This is a genomic window from Rhizobium sp. TBD182 (assembly GCF_001950375.1).
Classification (GTDB): Bacteria; Pseudomonadota; Alphaproteobacteria; order Rhizobiales; family Rhizobiaceae; genus Agrobacterium; species Agrobacterium tumefaciens.
Map to the genome: position 1 here is coordinate 288,226 of NZ_BDLN01000006.1, position 15,392 is coordinate 303,617.

16 protein-coding genes and 1 pseudogene are annotated in these 15,392 nt (G+C 56.1%); 6 read left to right on the forward strand and 11 right to left on the reverse strand.

What is annotated here, in order from left to right:
- Positions 1-133: 133 nt before the first annotated feature.
- A complete protein-coding gene (locus T18_RS19050; RefSeq protein ID WP_038493437.1) occupies positions 134-571 on the reverse strand; it encodes a hypothetical protein in 438 nt (145 codons plus the stop codon).
- A gap of 347 nt (positions 572-918) precedes the next feature.
- Between T18_RS19050 and T18_RS19055 the strand changes: the two genes are divergently transcribed.
- The gene (locus T18_RS19055; protein ID WP_035199154.1) at positions 919-2,007 is read left to right on the forward strand and encodes a hypothetical protein; all 1,089 of its coding nucleotides are present in this window, start codon (positions 919-921) and stop codon (positions 2,005-2,007) included.
- 100 nt (positions 2,008-2,107) lie between these two features.
- On the opposite strand, the gene T18_RS19060 is transcribed toward T18_RS19055, so the two are convergent.
- On the reverse strand, positions 2,108-3,316 hold the full coding sequence (locus T18_RS19060; RefSeq protein WP_038493433.1) for an MFS transporter: 1,209 nt from the start codon (positions 3,314-3,316) through the stop codon (positions 2,108-2,110).
- Between the two features lie 175 nt (positions 3,317-3,491).
- On the reverse strand, positions 3,492-3,614 hold the full coding sequence (locus T18_RS27780; RefSeq protein WP_272870606.1) for a hypothetical protein: 123 nt from the start codon (positions 3,612-3,614) through the stop codon (positions 3,492-3,494).
- 330 nt (positions 3,615-3,944) lie between these two features.
- Between T18_RS27780 and T18_RS19070 the strand changes: the two genes are divergently transcribed.
- From T18_RS19070 to T18_RS26360, 3 genes are read left to right on the forward strand one after another with little or no spacing between them, the layout of a single operon-like run.
- Complete coding sequence (locus tag T18_RS19070; RefSeq protein WP_038493430.1) at positions 3,945-4,664, forward strand: hypothetical protein; 720 nt, start codon at positions 3,945-3,947, stop codon at positions 4,662-4,664.
- Complete coding sequence (locus T18_RS19075) at positions 4,665-5,501, forward strand: M12 family metallopeptidase (RefSeq protein ID WP_080863760.1); 837 nt, start codon at positions 4,665-4,667, stop codon at positions 5,499-5,501.
- Positions 5,502-5,508: 7 nt separating this feature from the next.
- Complete coding sequence (locus T18_RS26360) at positions 5,509-6,933, forward strand: trypsin-like serine peptidase (protein ID WP_038493427.1); 1,425 nt, start codon at positions 5,509-5,511, stop codon at positions 6,931-6,933.
- Between the two features lie 14 nt (positions 6,934-6,947).
- Here T18_RS26360 and T18_RS19085 read toward each other — a convergent pair.
- The 5 genes and pseudogenes from T18_RS19085 to T18_RS28255 all read right to left on the reverse strand — a co-directional run bounded on the left by T18_RS19085 (position 6,948) and on the right by T18_RS28255 (position 10,880).
- A pseudogene (locus tag T18_RS19085) lies at positions 6,948-8,080 on the reverse strand (site-specific integrase).
- A gap of 292 nt (positions 8,081-8,372) precedes the next feature.
- Entirely contained in the window at positions 8,373-9,131 is a 759-nt protein-coding gene (locus T18_RS19090) for a DUF6892 domain-containing protein (RefSeq protein ID WP_162163083.1), read from the reverse strand.
- Positions 9,132-9,433: 302 nt separating this feature from the next.
- Positions 9,434-9,934 (reverse strand): hypothetical protein, encoded by a 501-nt coding sequence (locus T18_RS19095; protein ID WP_046205611.1) that lies wholly within the window; start codon positions 9,932-9,934, stop codon positions 9,434-9,436.
- Positions 9,935-10,016: 82 nt separating this feature from the next.
- Positions 10,017-10,619 (reverse strand): DUF6985 domain-containing protein, encoded by a 603-nt coding sequence (locus T18_RS19100; RefSeq protein ID WP_166701605.1) that lies wholly within the window; start codon positions 10,617-10,619, stop codon positions 10,017-10,019.
- Between the two features lie 66 nt (positions 10,620-10,685).
- Complete coding sequence (locus tag T18_RS28255) at positions 10,686-10,880, reverse strand: Rap1a/Tai family immunity protein (RefSeq protein ID WP_414896158.1); 195 nt, start codon at positions 10,878-10,880, stop codon at positions 10,686-10,688.
- On the opposite strand from T18_RS28255, the gene T18_RS27785 reads away from it, so the two are divergent.
- A complete protein-coding gene (locus tag T18_RS27785) occupies positions 10,806-10,994 on the forward strand; it encodes a hypothetical protein (protein ID WP_139322514.1) in 189 nt (62 codons plus the stop codon). The genes T18_RS28255 and T18_RS27785 overlap by 75 nt on opposite strands.
- Positions 10,995-11,050: 56 nt before the next feature.
- Here the strand turns inward: T18_RS27785 and T18_RS19110 are convergent, their stop codons facing one another.
- The gene (locus T18_RS19110) at positions 11,051-11,518 is read right to left on the reverse strand and encodes a TaqI-like C-terminal specificity domain-containing protein (protein ID WP_075807772.1); all 468 of its coding nucleotides are present in this window, start codon (positions 11,516-11,518) and stop codon (positions 11,051-11,053) included.
- 481 nt (positions 11,519-11,999) lie between these two features.
- On the opposite strand from T18_RS19110, the gene T18_RS19115 reads away from it, so the two are divergent.
- On the forward strand, positions 12,000-13,175 hold the full coding sequence (locus T18_RS19115; RefSeq protein ID WP_038493412.1) for an FRG domain-containing protein: 1,176 nt from the start codon (positions 12,000-12,002) through the stop codon (positions 13,173-13,175).
- Positions 13,176-13,200: 25 nt separating this feature from the next.
- Here the strand turns inward: T18_RS19115 and T18_RS28260 are convergent, their stop codons facing one another.
- Positions 13,201-13,473 carry a Tn3 family transposase gene (locus tag T18_RS28260; RefSeq protein WP_121556209.1) on the reverse strand — a complete coding sequence of 91 codons (273 nt, stop codon included), beginning with the start codon at positions 13,471-13,473 and terminating at the stop codon, positions 13,201-13,203.
- 423 nt (positions 13,474-13,896) lie between these two features.
- Positions 13,897-15,078 carry a hypothetical protein gene (locus T18_RS19125; RefSeq protein ID WP_210187539.1) on the reverse strand — a complete coding sequence of 394 codons (1,182 nt, stop codon included), beginning with the start codon at positions 15,076-15,078 and terminating at the stop codon, positions 13,897-13,899.
- Positions 15,079-15,392 lie beyond the last annotated feature (314 nt).

Consider the following 15,392-nt stretch of genomic DNA (forward strand, 5'->3'; position numbering starts at 1 on the left):
TCATGGGAGATCCTGCCTGATCCGAAATAGATCAGGCAATGATCTGCCCTGCAGGTATCCGGCATGTTTCCTGAAACCCGCATTTATGTATCAGATCGTAGCGCTGCGCAGTGCCCCCGGAGGCATGTCACGCTTAAAGGCCGGCGAGCACGCTCACGTCATCGTCTTTTGGAGCCTCCATCGCGACCCTTATTGCTTTCTGGATCTCGTCCTCTATTGCCTTCCTTTCGTCGGGCGGCATGGCGGCAAGGTCGCCTTCGGACAATCCCCGCGCCTCCAGATATTGGGCCCGGATTTTCTCGCCAAGGCTCATATTTGCCCAGCGGCTAAGCTCGTCCTCATCGGAGCCTGTGCCGCCGCCCTCAAGCGGCGTCTCTTCTATTCCGCCCTCTTGCCCCCGGAGCGACCAGAGTGCGTTGGCAAGATTGGAGGAGAGCGAAGGCGCGGCTCCCCCTCCGATCAACGATGCCGACCGTTCGGGTGTGGGATCGGGCACGGCCTGGGAAACGTCCTGTGGCCGCGGGCGTATGTAAAGCGAGGCGGTGGAGCCAATTCGATCGATTGCAGACATGGTACATCTCCTTCGGTCGCAATCTGGTTCGGGTGGCTTGTGTCTGGCTGGTCATGCTGCTTGCCTGCGTTCGGCGACCTCTCTTTGCCGACCACGAGCACATTTCTTTCGTCACCTCGCCGGCGGAACTGCGCAAAATCGTTCCGAAGCAACGAGAAGTCGTGAAACTTTTTGGAGCGCGGCGAGTTTGGTGAGGGAGCAATCAGCTCGCATGTCTCACTGCATATAATCACCGCTACGCGGAGGATTGATCGTCCATTCGGAGGAGATCGCATGAATTCCATCATCTATCTAGTCGGCCTCGTCGTCGTCGTCCTGTTCATCCTCTCATTGTTGGGGCTACGCTGATGGTTGATCCAACGGGTATCGAAACGAATCCAAACCGCAGCTATGTGGACTGGCCAGCGATTTTCGCCGGTGCCGTCATTTCCTCGGGCGCCATGGCCATTCTCACCGCATTTGCGGGCGGCCTGGGCCTGAGTTCAATCTCGGCGGACAATGGTGGCGAGGTCAGCACAGTCTGGCTCATCATAACCGCGCTCTTCGTCATCATTTCCATGGTCGGCTCCTACATGCTGGGTGGCTATATTGCCGGCCGCATGCGTCGGCCTGCCGGCGCTGCCGACAGGAACGAACTGACCGTCCGCGATGGTGTGAATGGCCTGGTCGTATGGGGTCTCGGCACGGTCGTCTCGGCGTTTCTAGCGCTCGGCGTGCTGTCCGGTGGCGCCAAAGCTGTCGGCAGCGTGGCGCAGACCGCTGTTGAGGCAACGGGTTCCGCAGTCGGTGGCGCCGTTCAGGGTGCTGGTCAACTTGCGGGCGGCATTATTTCCGGCGCTGGCAGCGCAGCAGGTGGTCTGGCGCAAGGCGCCGGTCAGGCTGCAGCGCCCAGCATCGAGCAAATGCTTCCGCAGGGCCTGAAAGCTAATCCAATCGACTATTTCACGGATAGTCTTTTGAGAACCGATGCGCCCGCCGCCCCTCTGACGGGTGACCAGAGCGCCGGCGATTATCAGCGCCAGATCAGCGGCATCCTCGGCAATCTTCTTGCAACCGGCGAGATATCTGATGCCGACAAGACATGGCTTGCCAATCAGGTTGCTGCCCGCACTAACATCAGCCAGACGGATGCGCAAACGCGCGTAAACCAGACGGTTGAACGCGTGCAGGCCGTGAGGGCGGAAGCGCAGAAGAAGGTCGATGAAGCGCAGAAGCAGGTCGAAACCCTGAAGGCTGAGGCGCAGAAGGCGTTGGACGATGCCAAGGCCAAAGCTGCGGATGCCGCAGAAAAAGCGCGCGTCGCAGGCATTCTGACTGCGTTCCTGCTGGCCGCTTCCGCACTCGTTTCTGCTGCCGCTGCTTATATCGGCGCAGTCCACGGTGGCCGCCACAGAGACGAAGGCCGTATCTGGGGTGGTCTTTCCTACCGCAAGTAACCAAAGCGACGGCAAGAAAAATCGTCTTTTCACAAATGTCCTGCCCGGACCAAATTCCGGGCGGGACTTTCGTTTTAGGCATCTGCCGTCACGGACAGGGTCAATCGCGACGCTGTAGCAAGGCAAGTGCGACCGTGGATGCAGCCAGGATCGCGGTCAGCGCCAGCGGCGCAGTGGCACCGTAGGAATCCACGATATAGCCGCCGACAACCGCCCCTATACTGATAGCCACCTGGAAAGAAACAACCATCAGGCTGCCTGCCGCTTCCAGAGCATCGGGTGCGCCGCGGGAAAGGTTGGTCGGCAGCACCACGGGCGCCATGCCAAAGGCAAGCCCCCAAAGCGCGACGAGCGCGAATGCGGCACCGCTATGAACACCCCATAGGACGAGGGCGATTGTTGCAAACGCCATCAGGGCGGCGGTAACGATGAGCGCGAGGCGGATACTGGTGTCTGCCATGCGGCCTCCCAGCACATTACCGATCACGGAAGCGACGCCAAAGCCGAGCAGGGCGAGAGCAATCGGCGTGGTCTCAAGCAGCGTCACCTGTTCGAGGAAGGGTCGTACATAGACCGAACCGGCAAAATGCCCCGTCATCAGCAACAGGATTGCCAGCATCCCCAGCTGAACGCTGCGCCGCCGCGTCAGCCGGAAAACATCGGAAAGACTGTTGCTTGTACTTGCCGGCAGAGAGGGCAGGCTGAATATTTGCAGCAGCATGGCAATGACGGCAAGCCCCGCCGTCATCGACATGGCAATGCGCCATCCCACCCAGTCGCTGATCAAGGCGCCCATGGATGGAGCCGCGATGGTGGCCAGTGAAACGCCGAGTGTAACGATAGCCATGCCGCGCCCGGTCGAATTCGCGCCAACGAGCCGCGCCACGACAGCAACCGAAAGTGCCCAGAAACCGCTGAGCGCAATACCCAGTCCGGCCCGGCCGACCAGCAATAGCCAGAAATCGGCAGCAACTGATGCGAGAATGTTGGAGCCGATCGCCAGCGCGCTGAGACCGACAAGCACGCTCTTGCGGTTCAGTTCGCCGATGAGAACATTGCTCAGCAAAGCCGTCACGGCGCCAACGGAAGCGGTCGCCGTAACAACCTGTCCGGCCGTACCCTCGGTAATGCCGAGATCGCGCGCCATGGGCGTCAACAATCCCGCTGGCAGAAACTCGGCCGACACCAGCGCAAAGCTGGTGGCCGCCATCGAAAGAACCGCAAACCAGGTTGCGGCGGTCCAATCGGGTTCCTCTGCGGCCTCCAGGCCAATCGTTGACCCATCAAATTCTGATGTCGTGTCCGTCATGGTGTCTCTCCTTGAGTTGGGAGAGTTTTAACCGAATTTTTTCGGATGATATGTATCTAAAAATCCAAATTTCATACCTATTCCTCCGAAATTTGTGCGTTGCACAATCTTTCTTGCGCACTGCGCGGGCCGGATTATCCCACGTATCCGTGCCATCCTTCTTTGCCTTGCGATCCTAGGGGAACCACATCTTGATGCGGCCATATTGATCCGGATGGATTTCTTCGCCCTTATGGCCAGCGACGATTGCCACCTGCGCGCCCTCAATGCGCGGGCGTTCGGTTGACCGGAAGCTCATTCGCAAGGCTTGTTTAAGTACAAAATAATATAAATAATGAATATATCGATACTTAGTTACTGCGAATCTGTCGAGTCTACTTATGATAGGAGGTACTTATCGATGGTAAGGCGAAATCCCAGCCTTTGAGAGAATAAACAAGGGATGCTTCTGCAAACGACTTTCCGGCGACGAGCCCTCGGAGGAGGGGCAGGTAGGTAAAAGCCTGAGCCTTGGGGCAGTTCACAAGATGTGACGAAAAGAGGGACCCGTTCTGGTCGAGTGCCCAGTTGACGTAAACCTTAGACTGTATCATTCTTCAGTTATAAACCGTCGAGCTGGGGGGCTATTATGGCGGATATACTTAGGAAACTTTATAGAACGGTCGTCATTGCCTCGCTTGCGGCTGCCGGCGGATGTGGCGGGCCTCAATTCCGCGAGGACACAGGCAACACGCCGGTCGTTCCAACGCAAGCGGTGATCGATACTCTGAAATGCGGATTGTCGAATGCTGTGGCACTCGATACACTCGATCGGAGCGGGATCCGCTCGGCAATTGCAGTGGTGAAACTCGACGTCAATGTCGTGAATGGCTCCACGATTACAGGCTCGGCCTCTGCGGGGATTCCAATCTCGAGCGGAGCTGGAAATTTTTCGCCGAGCTTCTCAGCCTCCCGCGAGGCGACGCTGACGAACAACACGACGACGGAATTCGATATTACGATTTCGAAGGGTGACGGCGCGGCCTGCCAAGCTATACGTGGACGCTTCCAGGACGCGGGCTTCTCATCCTGGCTCGCCCAAAACATCACCGACATTAACCGTGCTGTGGCTGGACCGCCTTACGCCTCGATGAAGAAGTATGTTTACGACAGCCATTTCATCGTGAAGAGGTCGGCGAATGCGGGACTTTCCTTCGACATCGTTCCCGTGAAGGTCGGCGCATCCGTCGATACCTCCCGCAGCGATATTCAGCATATCAACGTGACGATAGAGGCAGTGACTGTCAGGGAGGGGAAGCCACCCGGGCGCGGTGGAAGGTGGTTCAACACTGAGAGGGGAGGACTGTAGATGATCGGAAGACGTAGCTTTCTAAAATTTACCGGGTTCGTGCCAGTTTGCCTGTGTTGCGGACCGACCGGTGGTGCGCAGGCGCAGGAAGACGAGCCACTTCTGTGCACAGAGTTGGTGATGCCCAACTTCGAGGAGTCCCTCAAGATTGCAATCGACGAGAATCCAGAAAACGATCCCATTCGGGAAAACCTTCCCAGATCGGAGGCGATCTCTCTTTATAAGAAGAGGTGGAATCCGAAGCGCCGACTCCTCAATGTCAGCTTCCTTGATGAGCCTGCCTTTATTGACAAGGTCATCGGTTACGCTCGCGGGTGGGAGCCGCATATGGGAATACGTTTCCGGTTCGGCAATTCGGATGCCGACATACTCATTTCCTTCGAAAAGGGAGGCTCGTGGAGCTATCTGGGCACGGATAGCCGTTATTATGCTCAGCGGGGCCAGCCTTCGATGAACTACGGCTGGTTCACCGCATCGACGTCGGAAGAAGAATTCCGCAGGGTCACCTTACACGAATTCGGTCATGCTCTTTCCTTGGTCCACGAACATAGCCATCCAGGCGGGCGTATCAGTTGGAACGAGAAGGCGGTGTTCGCGCACTACGCCAAGCAGGGTTGGACTGAAGACGACGTCAGGGCGCAGGTCTTCCGCAAATACCAGCTTAGTCAGGTTAACGGATCGAACTATGATCCGACTTCAATCATGCATTATGCGATCGATCGTCGATTGGTCACCGACCCCGCCGACGCGGTGGGTTGGAACACTCAGCTTTCCGATCTCGACAAGTCGACCATCGCGAAACTGTATCCGAAGACGAGAACAAATCTTCCGAAATAGGTGGCCCATGTTCGATGCGCTCCTTGCAAAACTTCTGGCAATTCTACTTCTGTTGTTTGGGCTTTCGGGGGTGGTTCAAGCTCAGGGCCGCTCTGTGAACGAACCGCAGCGGGTTGTCGATCTGTGTGACATTGACCCTAAAGCCTGCGACATTGCGTTTTTCAAAGCCCGCGACCAAAATTGGCGCGTTGCGCCGTTATGTGTTCTCGACCCTTGCGCGTGCTCACGCTGTAACAGCATGGCGTGGGAGCGGGTAGCCGGCATCGAGAGTTTATCGGCAGTCGAAAATGCACTTTCGGAAAGTCTAAGGGCGGGAAGCCTAGAGTTGATCGCCGCGAACCCGATCATTGTTTCGCCTGCGCCGACATATGACGGGCTCTTAAGCGAGCGGACGTCCCGAGCGGCCGTAGACCGCGGCACTCCCGTATTCCGGCTCAAGCGGCAGGCGCTCGAGGCGAGTGCCCGCCACGATCGCAGAGAGGGGAGGGTCTGTAGTTCGTCAAGCTCGCGGCCGGCCGATGTGTGGCATGAACTTACGGTTCGGCGTAACGAGACACGACAATGCAGTAATGCGGCGGAACTCGTCCTGGATCAGCGCGACGTAATGGGGGCGGCAAAATATCTCGCAGTCATCGCCGGCACCCGCAGCCGGGACCAGGAGAAAAGCGCCTTCAAGCTTTTCGATGATTACAAGGAACAATGTCTCAATCCGCTAGGCGAATACGCGACGTCGAGCTCGCTTGCTGCACTGCTCGGCTCAGACTTCACGGCGACTGCCCGTTCTTCCATCGGTCGTCTCAGCAGGCTAGGTGAGCCGGTGTATTGCACAGCAGCGATCGGAAAAAGAGCAGATCAGTCTGTCGGACTCGTAACGGCGGCGCATTGTGTGGGAGACGTGACACGGGGGGCTGGCGACGGCCGGCTCCAATATGCCGCCAACAATACGAAAATGCTCTTCACCGCATTTGATGGTACCGAGTATCCAGTCGAAATTGATGAGGATGTCATCGGCTACGATTACGCCGCAAATGACGACAGCGCGTTCATACCGCTGGCTGAGGGCCGGACCCTTTCGGTGGCGCCGTTCGAAATCGGAAAGACGCCCGAGCTTTGGCAGCCGCTTTACATCGTGGGTGCAAATCCATTCCTGAGCGCGCTGGCAAAGGCGAAGGATCCAGAAAGCTACAGTGCTTTCAGCGCGGCAAGCATCTCTCTTGAGGCGGGTTGCCGCGTCTATGGTATTTCCGGCCGGGGTGTTTTCCATAATTGCCAAACCGAGAAGAGCATGTCGGGCAGTCCAATTTTCATTTCGCGTGCCGGGCGTGCCGAGCTTGTTGCTGTCCAGTCAGGCGAGGCAAGCAGCCCTACAATTCCCGAATGTGGATCTGGTTCAGCCGCCGCCGCCAATGTGGGCACTCTAGTAGCGCCATAGTCCAGCCAGCGGTACTAAAGCCCTGATGCCTTTGTAAGGTTCACGCGGAAGCGATCGCGCCGCCGCTGATATCTGCGGGTCATTTCCGCTGAAGCATGACCGAGTTGCTTCTGCACGTAACGTTCATCGACCTCAGCGGAGGAGGCCAAGCCGGCGCGAAGGGAATGGCCGGAGAACTTAGAGGCCCGCTCGATCTCACTGAGATCGCCGCGAACGCCGGCCGCCATTGCGGCCCTTTTCACAAGTCGAGCAACCTCTTTATCGTTCAGCCGCTCCGACCCGACAGCCTTCCCTTGCCCCGTCACCCGACGAAACAGGGGGCCATGAGCCAGCTTGGCGAACTTGATCCATGTCTCGACCGCAGCGACCGGGCAGGTCGCATCAGATGAACCGCGGCCGACCTCGACCTCTCGCCATCCGGTCTTGCCGCGCAGGGTGAGGAGCATCCCCTTGTCGACGATTTCGATCCAACCGCGCCCGTCTTCTGTCTGGTCGGCTTTCAGATCGAGGCCGAGGATCTCGGAGCGCCGAAGACCTCCAGCAAAGCCGACGAGCAACATTGCCCGATCCCGCAGGCCGCGCAGAGAGCCGCGATCAAGCGTCTCGATCATGGCGATGATATCCTCGCCCATGACCCGCTTCCTTCTGGACGGGTGGCCGGGCGTGGCTGTTGCGAACGCCGGCCATGACAGTGGCAATATGCCGGTCCTTGCGATCGAGCGAGAGACCGCGCTGGGAAAAATTCCAGGAGAGTGAGGAGAGCCGTCGTTCGATGGTTGACACCGAACTTGCCCCCATACCGCGCTCACCCGCACCCGAAGCGCAGGCTGTAATGTAGAGCCCCACAGTCTGTGGGTGCGGGGAGGGGAGAAGGGCCCGACCGCCGGCACCATGCTGAAAAATGCTTCCAGTCGGAGGCGTAGGCCTTGCGGGTGTTGGCGGAACTGGCCGCTGCGACGTAGCCCCGGGCGCGATCGGCGAGGGTGGAAAGATGCGCTGGTGTCTCGTCCTCGTCGGCGAGAGAGGGTAGGGGACCGTCGCCCGACACCTCCGGCGCCGAGACATTATACCCGGCCGTTGTGCTGGGAGATGGCGCTGAGGTCTCCTCAACGCGATCTTCGCTGTTTTTCTCGATGATTTGGGTCATTTCTCTATAATGACCACAATGTCCGATAATGCTTTTGGCAGGAAGTTTCTCGTTTTAGGGGACAGGCGAAGTACATATCGCTCAGCGGCGGAGTTGCTCCCGCGGATGCGATATGCCTAAGACAGATTGGCTGACCCTGAATTTTAAGGGGAACTTCTGTCGCAATAGTCATGTGCGAAAGTTCAACTTACACGACTGATTTTTGCGCCAACTCACCACGGCAGGTAGCTTCCCCATTTCAGACGTTCCACCTAAATGCGTCCGTTCTCGAAAGCCGACGTAGGATCGTCGACTACTGGTAGGCGGGACGACTTCCGTCGTCACTCGCCATCCAGTGGATCCAAACAGAAACTCCTTTCGCCTTCAACGTTTCCATGACCTGCCGATTGGGATGATCGGGTGTCATCACTTCGCCGTAGAGTTGATCGTCGAGAATACGAACGCTCTTCAGGTTCGGCATGTCGAGCAGTGCTGGCACGTTGACCAGCTCGACACCTGCGTTGATATTCTCGATCTGGAACGGCGGCAGGAGATCACGAAGATCTACAGTCTCGATCATCGACGTCAGATCGAGGCTCTTGATGTTCGGACAATGTCCTATGCCTGAAAGGCTCGTGACATTGAAGCTCTCGTCCTCTCCATCCCAAAAGAACCAAACGTAAGGATAAGCGGAATTACCTCCGTCTAGAACCAGACCGTCAACTTGCCTCAAAAGGTCGGGTGTGAGGGGATAGCGATCCAAATACGCTCGAACCGCAGGGATCTGCTCGTAGCCTTCCTTCTCCAGATCGACGGGCCGCCCAAGAACGTGCTCTGCCAGCTGCCGTGGGGTGCCGAGATCTACGACTTGTTTGTCGATCAGGCCAGACAGGATTGCAAGCTTGAGGTTAGGGTCCTCGAACGGTGCGCCCGGTAAACCCTTGGGGGCAGGGTATTGTGAGGCCATCGTTTCTCGCAGCCACCCAAAAGTTGTGAGAAATCCTCCTGCTGCCAACAGATCACGTCGTCTAAGCATGATTCGGTCTCGATTATCGTATGTATTTCCAGCCATTATGCCCTTCTGAAGGGCCCTATTCCAGTAGTGTCTACCCGGAAGCTGCCAGACGGCTTGACACCCCATCCTTGACGTTCCGATCTGTCGCAAAACTTAGGCAGACTGTGCGAAAACTCAAAATGATTTTCGTCGCGTAGCGTCTCATTTCGCCGACGCCAACTTCCAGGAACGGAATTCTGAGCGAAAGTCGTTTGAGCGCGGGGAGTAGCATCAGTTTCTATCGAAAGTTTCCGCGCCGGAGTTTTCGCACAGTCTGTAGGAGTTTTGCGACAATCCATAGAAAAGCATTCGGCACTGCCTTATCGGCTCGGCACGATATTAATCGTGGCGGATGATCCTACCTGAGTGAAGGAATACTCGACCGTACCGCGTTTCCAGTAAGCCGATATCATTTCTATAGCGTCTTCCTTGTCGAGAGTGTCAGGAGGGCCAAGACGTTCTGATAATGCATGGAGAAACTCGGCAGGCTTCTTTGTCGAATATGCACATGCCTTATGGCCGTTTAAGCCGCCAGCGACCCAAAAAGACAACGACTCGGCCCCCTCAATATTATCGCGCCGCCAGCCCACAACCTCTACAGGGCCGCCATTGTAGCTAACGAAATGAGTACGCCATTCCTCTGTTTCCGCATCGGCCAGCCGCTGCCAACCTAGCTGATCACCCTTCCGTATCGCCGCCTGCACCGTGGGAGCTTCGCAGACATCAAGAAGGCGGTCTATCGTCATGTCCACCGACATCGCTTTGTCAGCTCCAATGATTAAAAATGCAGCGCAAATGCCGCTGATAACCGTCATGCGCATGCGCGTTGCGCCTTTCTTTCTCAGCCGAAAAAACAACTGTCCTGATGAAGCGTCGCGACAATCCCCCAACCCGCGACCAATTTTACATGCGCCCTTCGGCGTGGCGATTGGCGATCCACGAGAGGTTCGGGATATCGCCTCCGCCGGACTTCACAACGTTGGTGCCGTGGAACATGACGCCATAGCCATGCTCCCGATCCCATGTACATGCTAGTTCCGCCCCGAAATAGGGAAGCTTACCCCTAATAGGAGGCAGCGTAAGCTGAAGCAGCCGGACCATCTGACGCAGCATCGGCTCGTCACAGCTTTCAGGAAGCGGCCTATCCTCGTCCCCCAGTACGATACCTCTCTGGATGTCGCGCAACCTTGGCATGTCGCTCAAGATCGTGTCGATAATGACCCGCTCTACTTCCTCATCGTTCTCGATAAGCCACCGTGCCGTTTCAAGCATGATGGGATCTGGGGAGTCGCCTTCGCCGTCGTCGTTCTCAAAAGAAACTGGCACCTCGCCTGGTTCGGCGAAGCTGGAATAGCCCCGGCGGGGATGAGGCAACGCAACGAGAGAATGCCAGAGCGTTGACGTCTGCGGCATGGGGAGTGCTGTTTCCCAAAATCCATCTATGCCGTAGAGGGTGGGCAGTCCATCGAATGTATAGGGAGCGTATTTGGGGGAGATCTTGTCCATGAGCATCGTGTTTATCCTCTTGTTGAGTCAGAAATTGTCAAAATCCGCATTTCCCGCGATGCTCCCTCAGTTTACGCGACACGGAAACGCCCCAGCTAATCCTTTGACCACAAGCGATGATGCGCTTCTTTTCAGGCGATCTGACGCAAGGGTATGAAGATAGGTATAAACGCGGTCGATAAGCTCATGAGGAAGAACAGTGCCGGCTCCACACCATCGCGTGCCGCTCGTGGCGTCTGCGACACCGGCGATATAGGCAATGGCGCGGGCTTTCGGTCGACTGCGGTATTCAGAAAGCTCTTCGAAAACAAGCATGGCCTGTTCATGATCATTATCTCAATCATCACCAATGGCAACGAGAACATTTGTATCTAGCAATGCCAGATTTCGTGGAAGATCCAACTCTGCACCGTCAATACTGATTATGGGCATTAGCGAACCAAATTGACCCCTCGTTGATTGAAGGCCATCGCGATTAACGCATCGATTTCGACTTCAACGTCAGAAAGGCTCTGATCCGCCGCCTTCAACCGAATTGCGCGAGCTGAAAGATCTGCTAATTGCCCTTGAAAGTTTTCATCCTCCAGGAAGCGATCAATTATAGGTATGTTTTGGATATGCTGTGGTTCGAACTTCTGGAAGTTTCCTCGAAACTGCGAAGTCGTTTGGCGAACAAGCGCATCTATGACGCCGCTGTTCAAGTAAGCCATCAAGGGCATGATCACTTCAGGATCTTCCTTTACCACGGCCGTGCCGCTAACCAGAAAGACTTCTCCTGTGACGTCTACGGCGAATGCAGTTTGCGGCGCTAGGTCGCGTATTAGCAATTTTGGGCTTCTCAGCCAACGTTCGTCGCGCGGCCACACCAACTCGTAGAAACGCCCATTGGTTTTTTTCAAGCTGGCTCTTGAACTCAGCAATTCCCGGTTTCGTGAGAAGTAAGCCCACGCATGAGGGTAGTTTGCTTGCAACTCCCCTTCGGATAAAGCGACGTTGTTCCTATACGGATACAGTAGCCTCGTTTCCGGCCTTATTACTAGCCTAATGTCAAATTTCGCGTCATCGTGACCCTCTCGCGGCGAATCATCGGCACTCTCGAGAGATAGACGCCTCTCCCCAAGAACTAGTTAAATAGCAGTTTATTGATGGTCGTTGCGATAATCAATTTAACAGTGCAAGAGTTCCCAGGAATTGAGAGACAGTACAAGGAATTTTCACCGCAACCGAGGATGGCGCGTGCGGCCGGGTCGAGAAATTGAAAGAGAAACTCTCCTGGATTAATATCCTTGCCGTTACGCATCTAGGCTCCCATCGTGGGGGCTGCTTCTAATCTCGTTTATTTAAACGGCGGCCGCATCGGTGAAGGGACCGCAAACCAAGATGACGTTGGACGATAGCGATTTCGGTAAGGAGCGTCGCGCCTTCCTCGAAGAGATTCAAAAATTGGCGGCGCAAGTGACGCGCGCTCAATCGATATGGGAGGCGCCATCGGCAAGGCACGCCCTGGCGTGGTTGCTATTCCACCAAGAATGCCCGGGCCAGATAGGATTCCTAGGCGACTCGATCGATGGCGCGCAACGCGTAGACCTTCCGCCTCTCGTGTTATTTCGGGGACAGGCCGACGCCGGTTGGGCGGTCCAGAGCGGGCTCCAGCGCCTGCAGCCCGCCGAGCGGAAGCAGGCCAAGTTAGCGGCGAGACTGTTCGCGCAAGTAGCCTACGAGATGTTCAGGGAAATCTACAGATCCGATGGCATGCAGGACTATCCTCGCCCGAACCGTCGCGCAGGAATTGCAGCCGCTCAGCACTACGGCATGAAAACGAACCTACTCGACTTCACGACAAACGCTCTGGTCGCAATGTGGTTTGCGAGCTCGCAATCGAACATCGACCCCACTCCCCGCAAGAGCGCAATCGACTGGGTCGATCTCAGGACAGCGAAGGAGTTGGGCCTCCGCGTGGTGCTGCCGCCTGTATTTGTTGATCGCCTGTACCTGCAGCGAGGGGTTTTCCTTGACGTGCCACACTCGAAGCTGACACAGTTGCGCGGACGTCTTAACCGCATCATTTTCCCATCCGCTCATCGCTTCGAATTCATCCGCGTATTTGGCGATGGACTGGCACGCAAGTTAGACCTGCTGCCCCCAGATGATTGGCTTGAGAGGCTCAAGGTATGGTCGACGCTGGAGAGTGCAAAATCACCGGGCGAGCAAGATGCCGGCATGTCCGCACTGCTGCGTTTCACATTCCCGAACGGATATCACCCGGAGATGCAGCGCACCGAGATTCACGGACTTCTGGGATTGGGCGACACAATCGAGGTCATGCTGGACTTCGTCGACCGAATGGCGTTGCGCACCGTAAAAGGGGGATCAATCTACCATCCTGACACGGTTGGCATGCTCGCGGACGACAATCCGGACTTCTTCTCTTGGCTGTTGCGGGGAGTCGCGCCAGACGACGGCGGCGTTACGATCATGCCGCATCATGCCGATCTCAACGTCAAGCTTCGCAAGCTTGCCGGAAGCCTGCGCCATTATCGGATCGAGCAGACCTAGGACAGCGGTGCGCCGACCGGCCGTACTAGTGGTTTTGGAGATACCCTGAGAATGCATTGTGCGCCCAACCGACAGGTAAAGTGTGGGCCATGATCGCGTTGGCCACGACCTTGCCGGTCGAACGTAAATGTGCAAGCACGTCGGCCATACAGGTAGAGCTCCAGTAGACGATCGCAGCAATGACGAGGGTTGAGGCCGGACCCGCGGTACTACTGGGCCTCATGGCCACGATCGATGATACGGCTTTGTCGAAACGTGCAGATGGCCTGCGTAGGGGCAAGCCGCTGCTTCCTCTCATTAAGGGGTAAGAACAAGATTAGTGCGAAATCGTACGCCAAGCGAATTTGTCCATATTTCCAGCAGTTTGCCGTCTGTGCTGAATAGGAAGTTTTAGGGTGAAATGCTATTTAGGACCCCATTTTTAGAACGAAAATCGACCTCAAACATCACTTTCTCGGCTAAACGTACGATTTCGCACTAATCTTGTTCGGACCCCTTTATGATATGCAAGAACTCGATCTGGTGGTCTTCGCTTGAAGAAATGAGCGTCAGTAGTTGCGCCCGCCGAGACGCGCGATTCCGCCGCTACGGCATAACTTCCAACCGATGCAGCCGAGGACGATGAATGGCCAATCAGGCGCCTATCTTAGCGGCGAGCGCCGTAATTCTTGACGAGCGGCAGCGCATCCTTCTCGTTCAGCGGTCGAAAAAGATGAGATTCTTACCGTGCCGGTTTTTTTCTTGCAGCGATAGAAGGCTTCTTGGGTGACGGTTTAGGTGTGCTCAGAACCTTGAGTTCTCGAAGCTTGACGATCACTTCAGCAGTCAAACCTTCGGAAAAATGGGTCCAATGTCCGTCCTCTAGGCCAAAAAATCGCTTGAAGCGCGTGATAGTTTCGGCCGAAGCGCTGCCGCCGGTGATCAGCGTGATTTTTGGACGGGTCGTTTCGGTTAGCTGGATGCGCTTTAACATGTGCTTAAACTCAAAATCTGCGTTCGGCATCGAATATCCGAAGAAGATCCAGTTTTCGCTGTCTTTGAGATAAGACTCAGCCGTCCTCCAGCTTGCCGCATGCATCGGAAAGTCGAGCGCTTTGCGATAACTGAAAGTAGCAAATCGGGTTCCGAGCGCCTGCGTTTCGCAATGCGGGCATGAAGGACTGATGTGTCGCGCGGAGAATTTTGTTCCTGTGCGTTCCCGAACCGCGTCCCAGTCACGCGAGCGAAACAAAGTTTGGGCAACATATTCAACTTGGTCTGCCGATACCCAGAAAACTTCGCGACAAGCGTCGCAATAAAGCCAGTTGACTGAACCGTGCGGCTTGATCAAGTGGAGTTGAGGGAGGCTTGAGTTCAAATGTTTGTACCGCAGGGTTTTCGAGTCTTTGACGACGAGATGCTCGGCATTGCAGCCATAATCGACCCTTTCGATGCCTTGAGCGCGCCTAAACCCAGTTTCCACGACTACATCCCAGTTCAGATTGAGAACCGCGGTACGGTTTACGTCGAAATCGCTGAAGACCGTTTCCAGGAGTTTCCATTGAGCGTCAGGTCTTTTCTCCCCCCGACTGTAGGCCTGTGAAAGCATTCGGATCATCCTCACAATGAGGGCACGTCGAACGAGCCTGAGGTCTGACGCTGAGTGATCACCGAGATGATGCCCGGTGTTCGCGGACAGATCGACCAACGTAAAGATGTCCTCAAGCTCCGGCCATTCCTTCGGATCGGTCGCGCGGCCTTCGCCAAAAGTCCGATCTACAAAGTTGCGTACGAATGCCACGAGCGCGGCACTGGGGCCGGATAGTTTGACCTTGCTGAGGTTGAGTAGCCCGGGGGTGAAATTGCTGGCGAGTGGAAGACCAGCGTTGAATGAAAGGCCTGCGCCGGAGATAAGCACGTTCATTGGAGAAAAGGTCATATCGTGATCTGATCAGATCGGATTGCGGTTTGGGATGTGTGTTCATTCCGGCGTTTCGTCTTGACCGGCAGTGCAGATAGATTGGATCCATATGCCCTCATTGGCCGGCCACGTGTCGTCCCGCCCATTCAATCGTTTCATCGCACGCTCGTCCCCTGCATGATGAAGCGCAATGACTTTCCAGTTATGCCCATTGCAGACAGGACTGCCTGAGTTTCCGTGTTCTGTAAGCCCACGGTGAAGGCCGTCTTGCGATGACGGCCTGCTGACTGCCAGTCCTAGTGGTAACACCAGGAGTA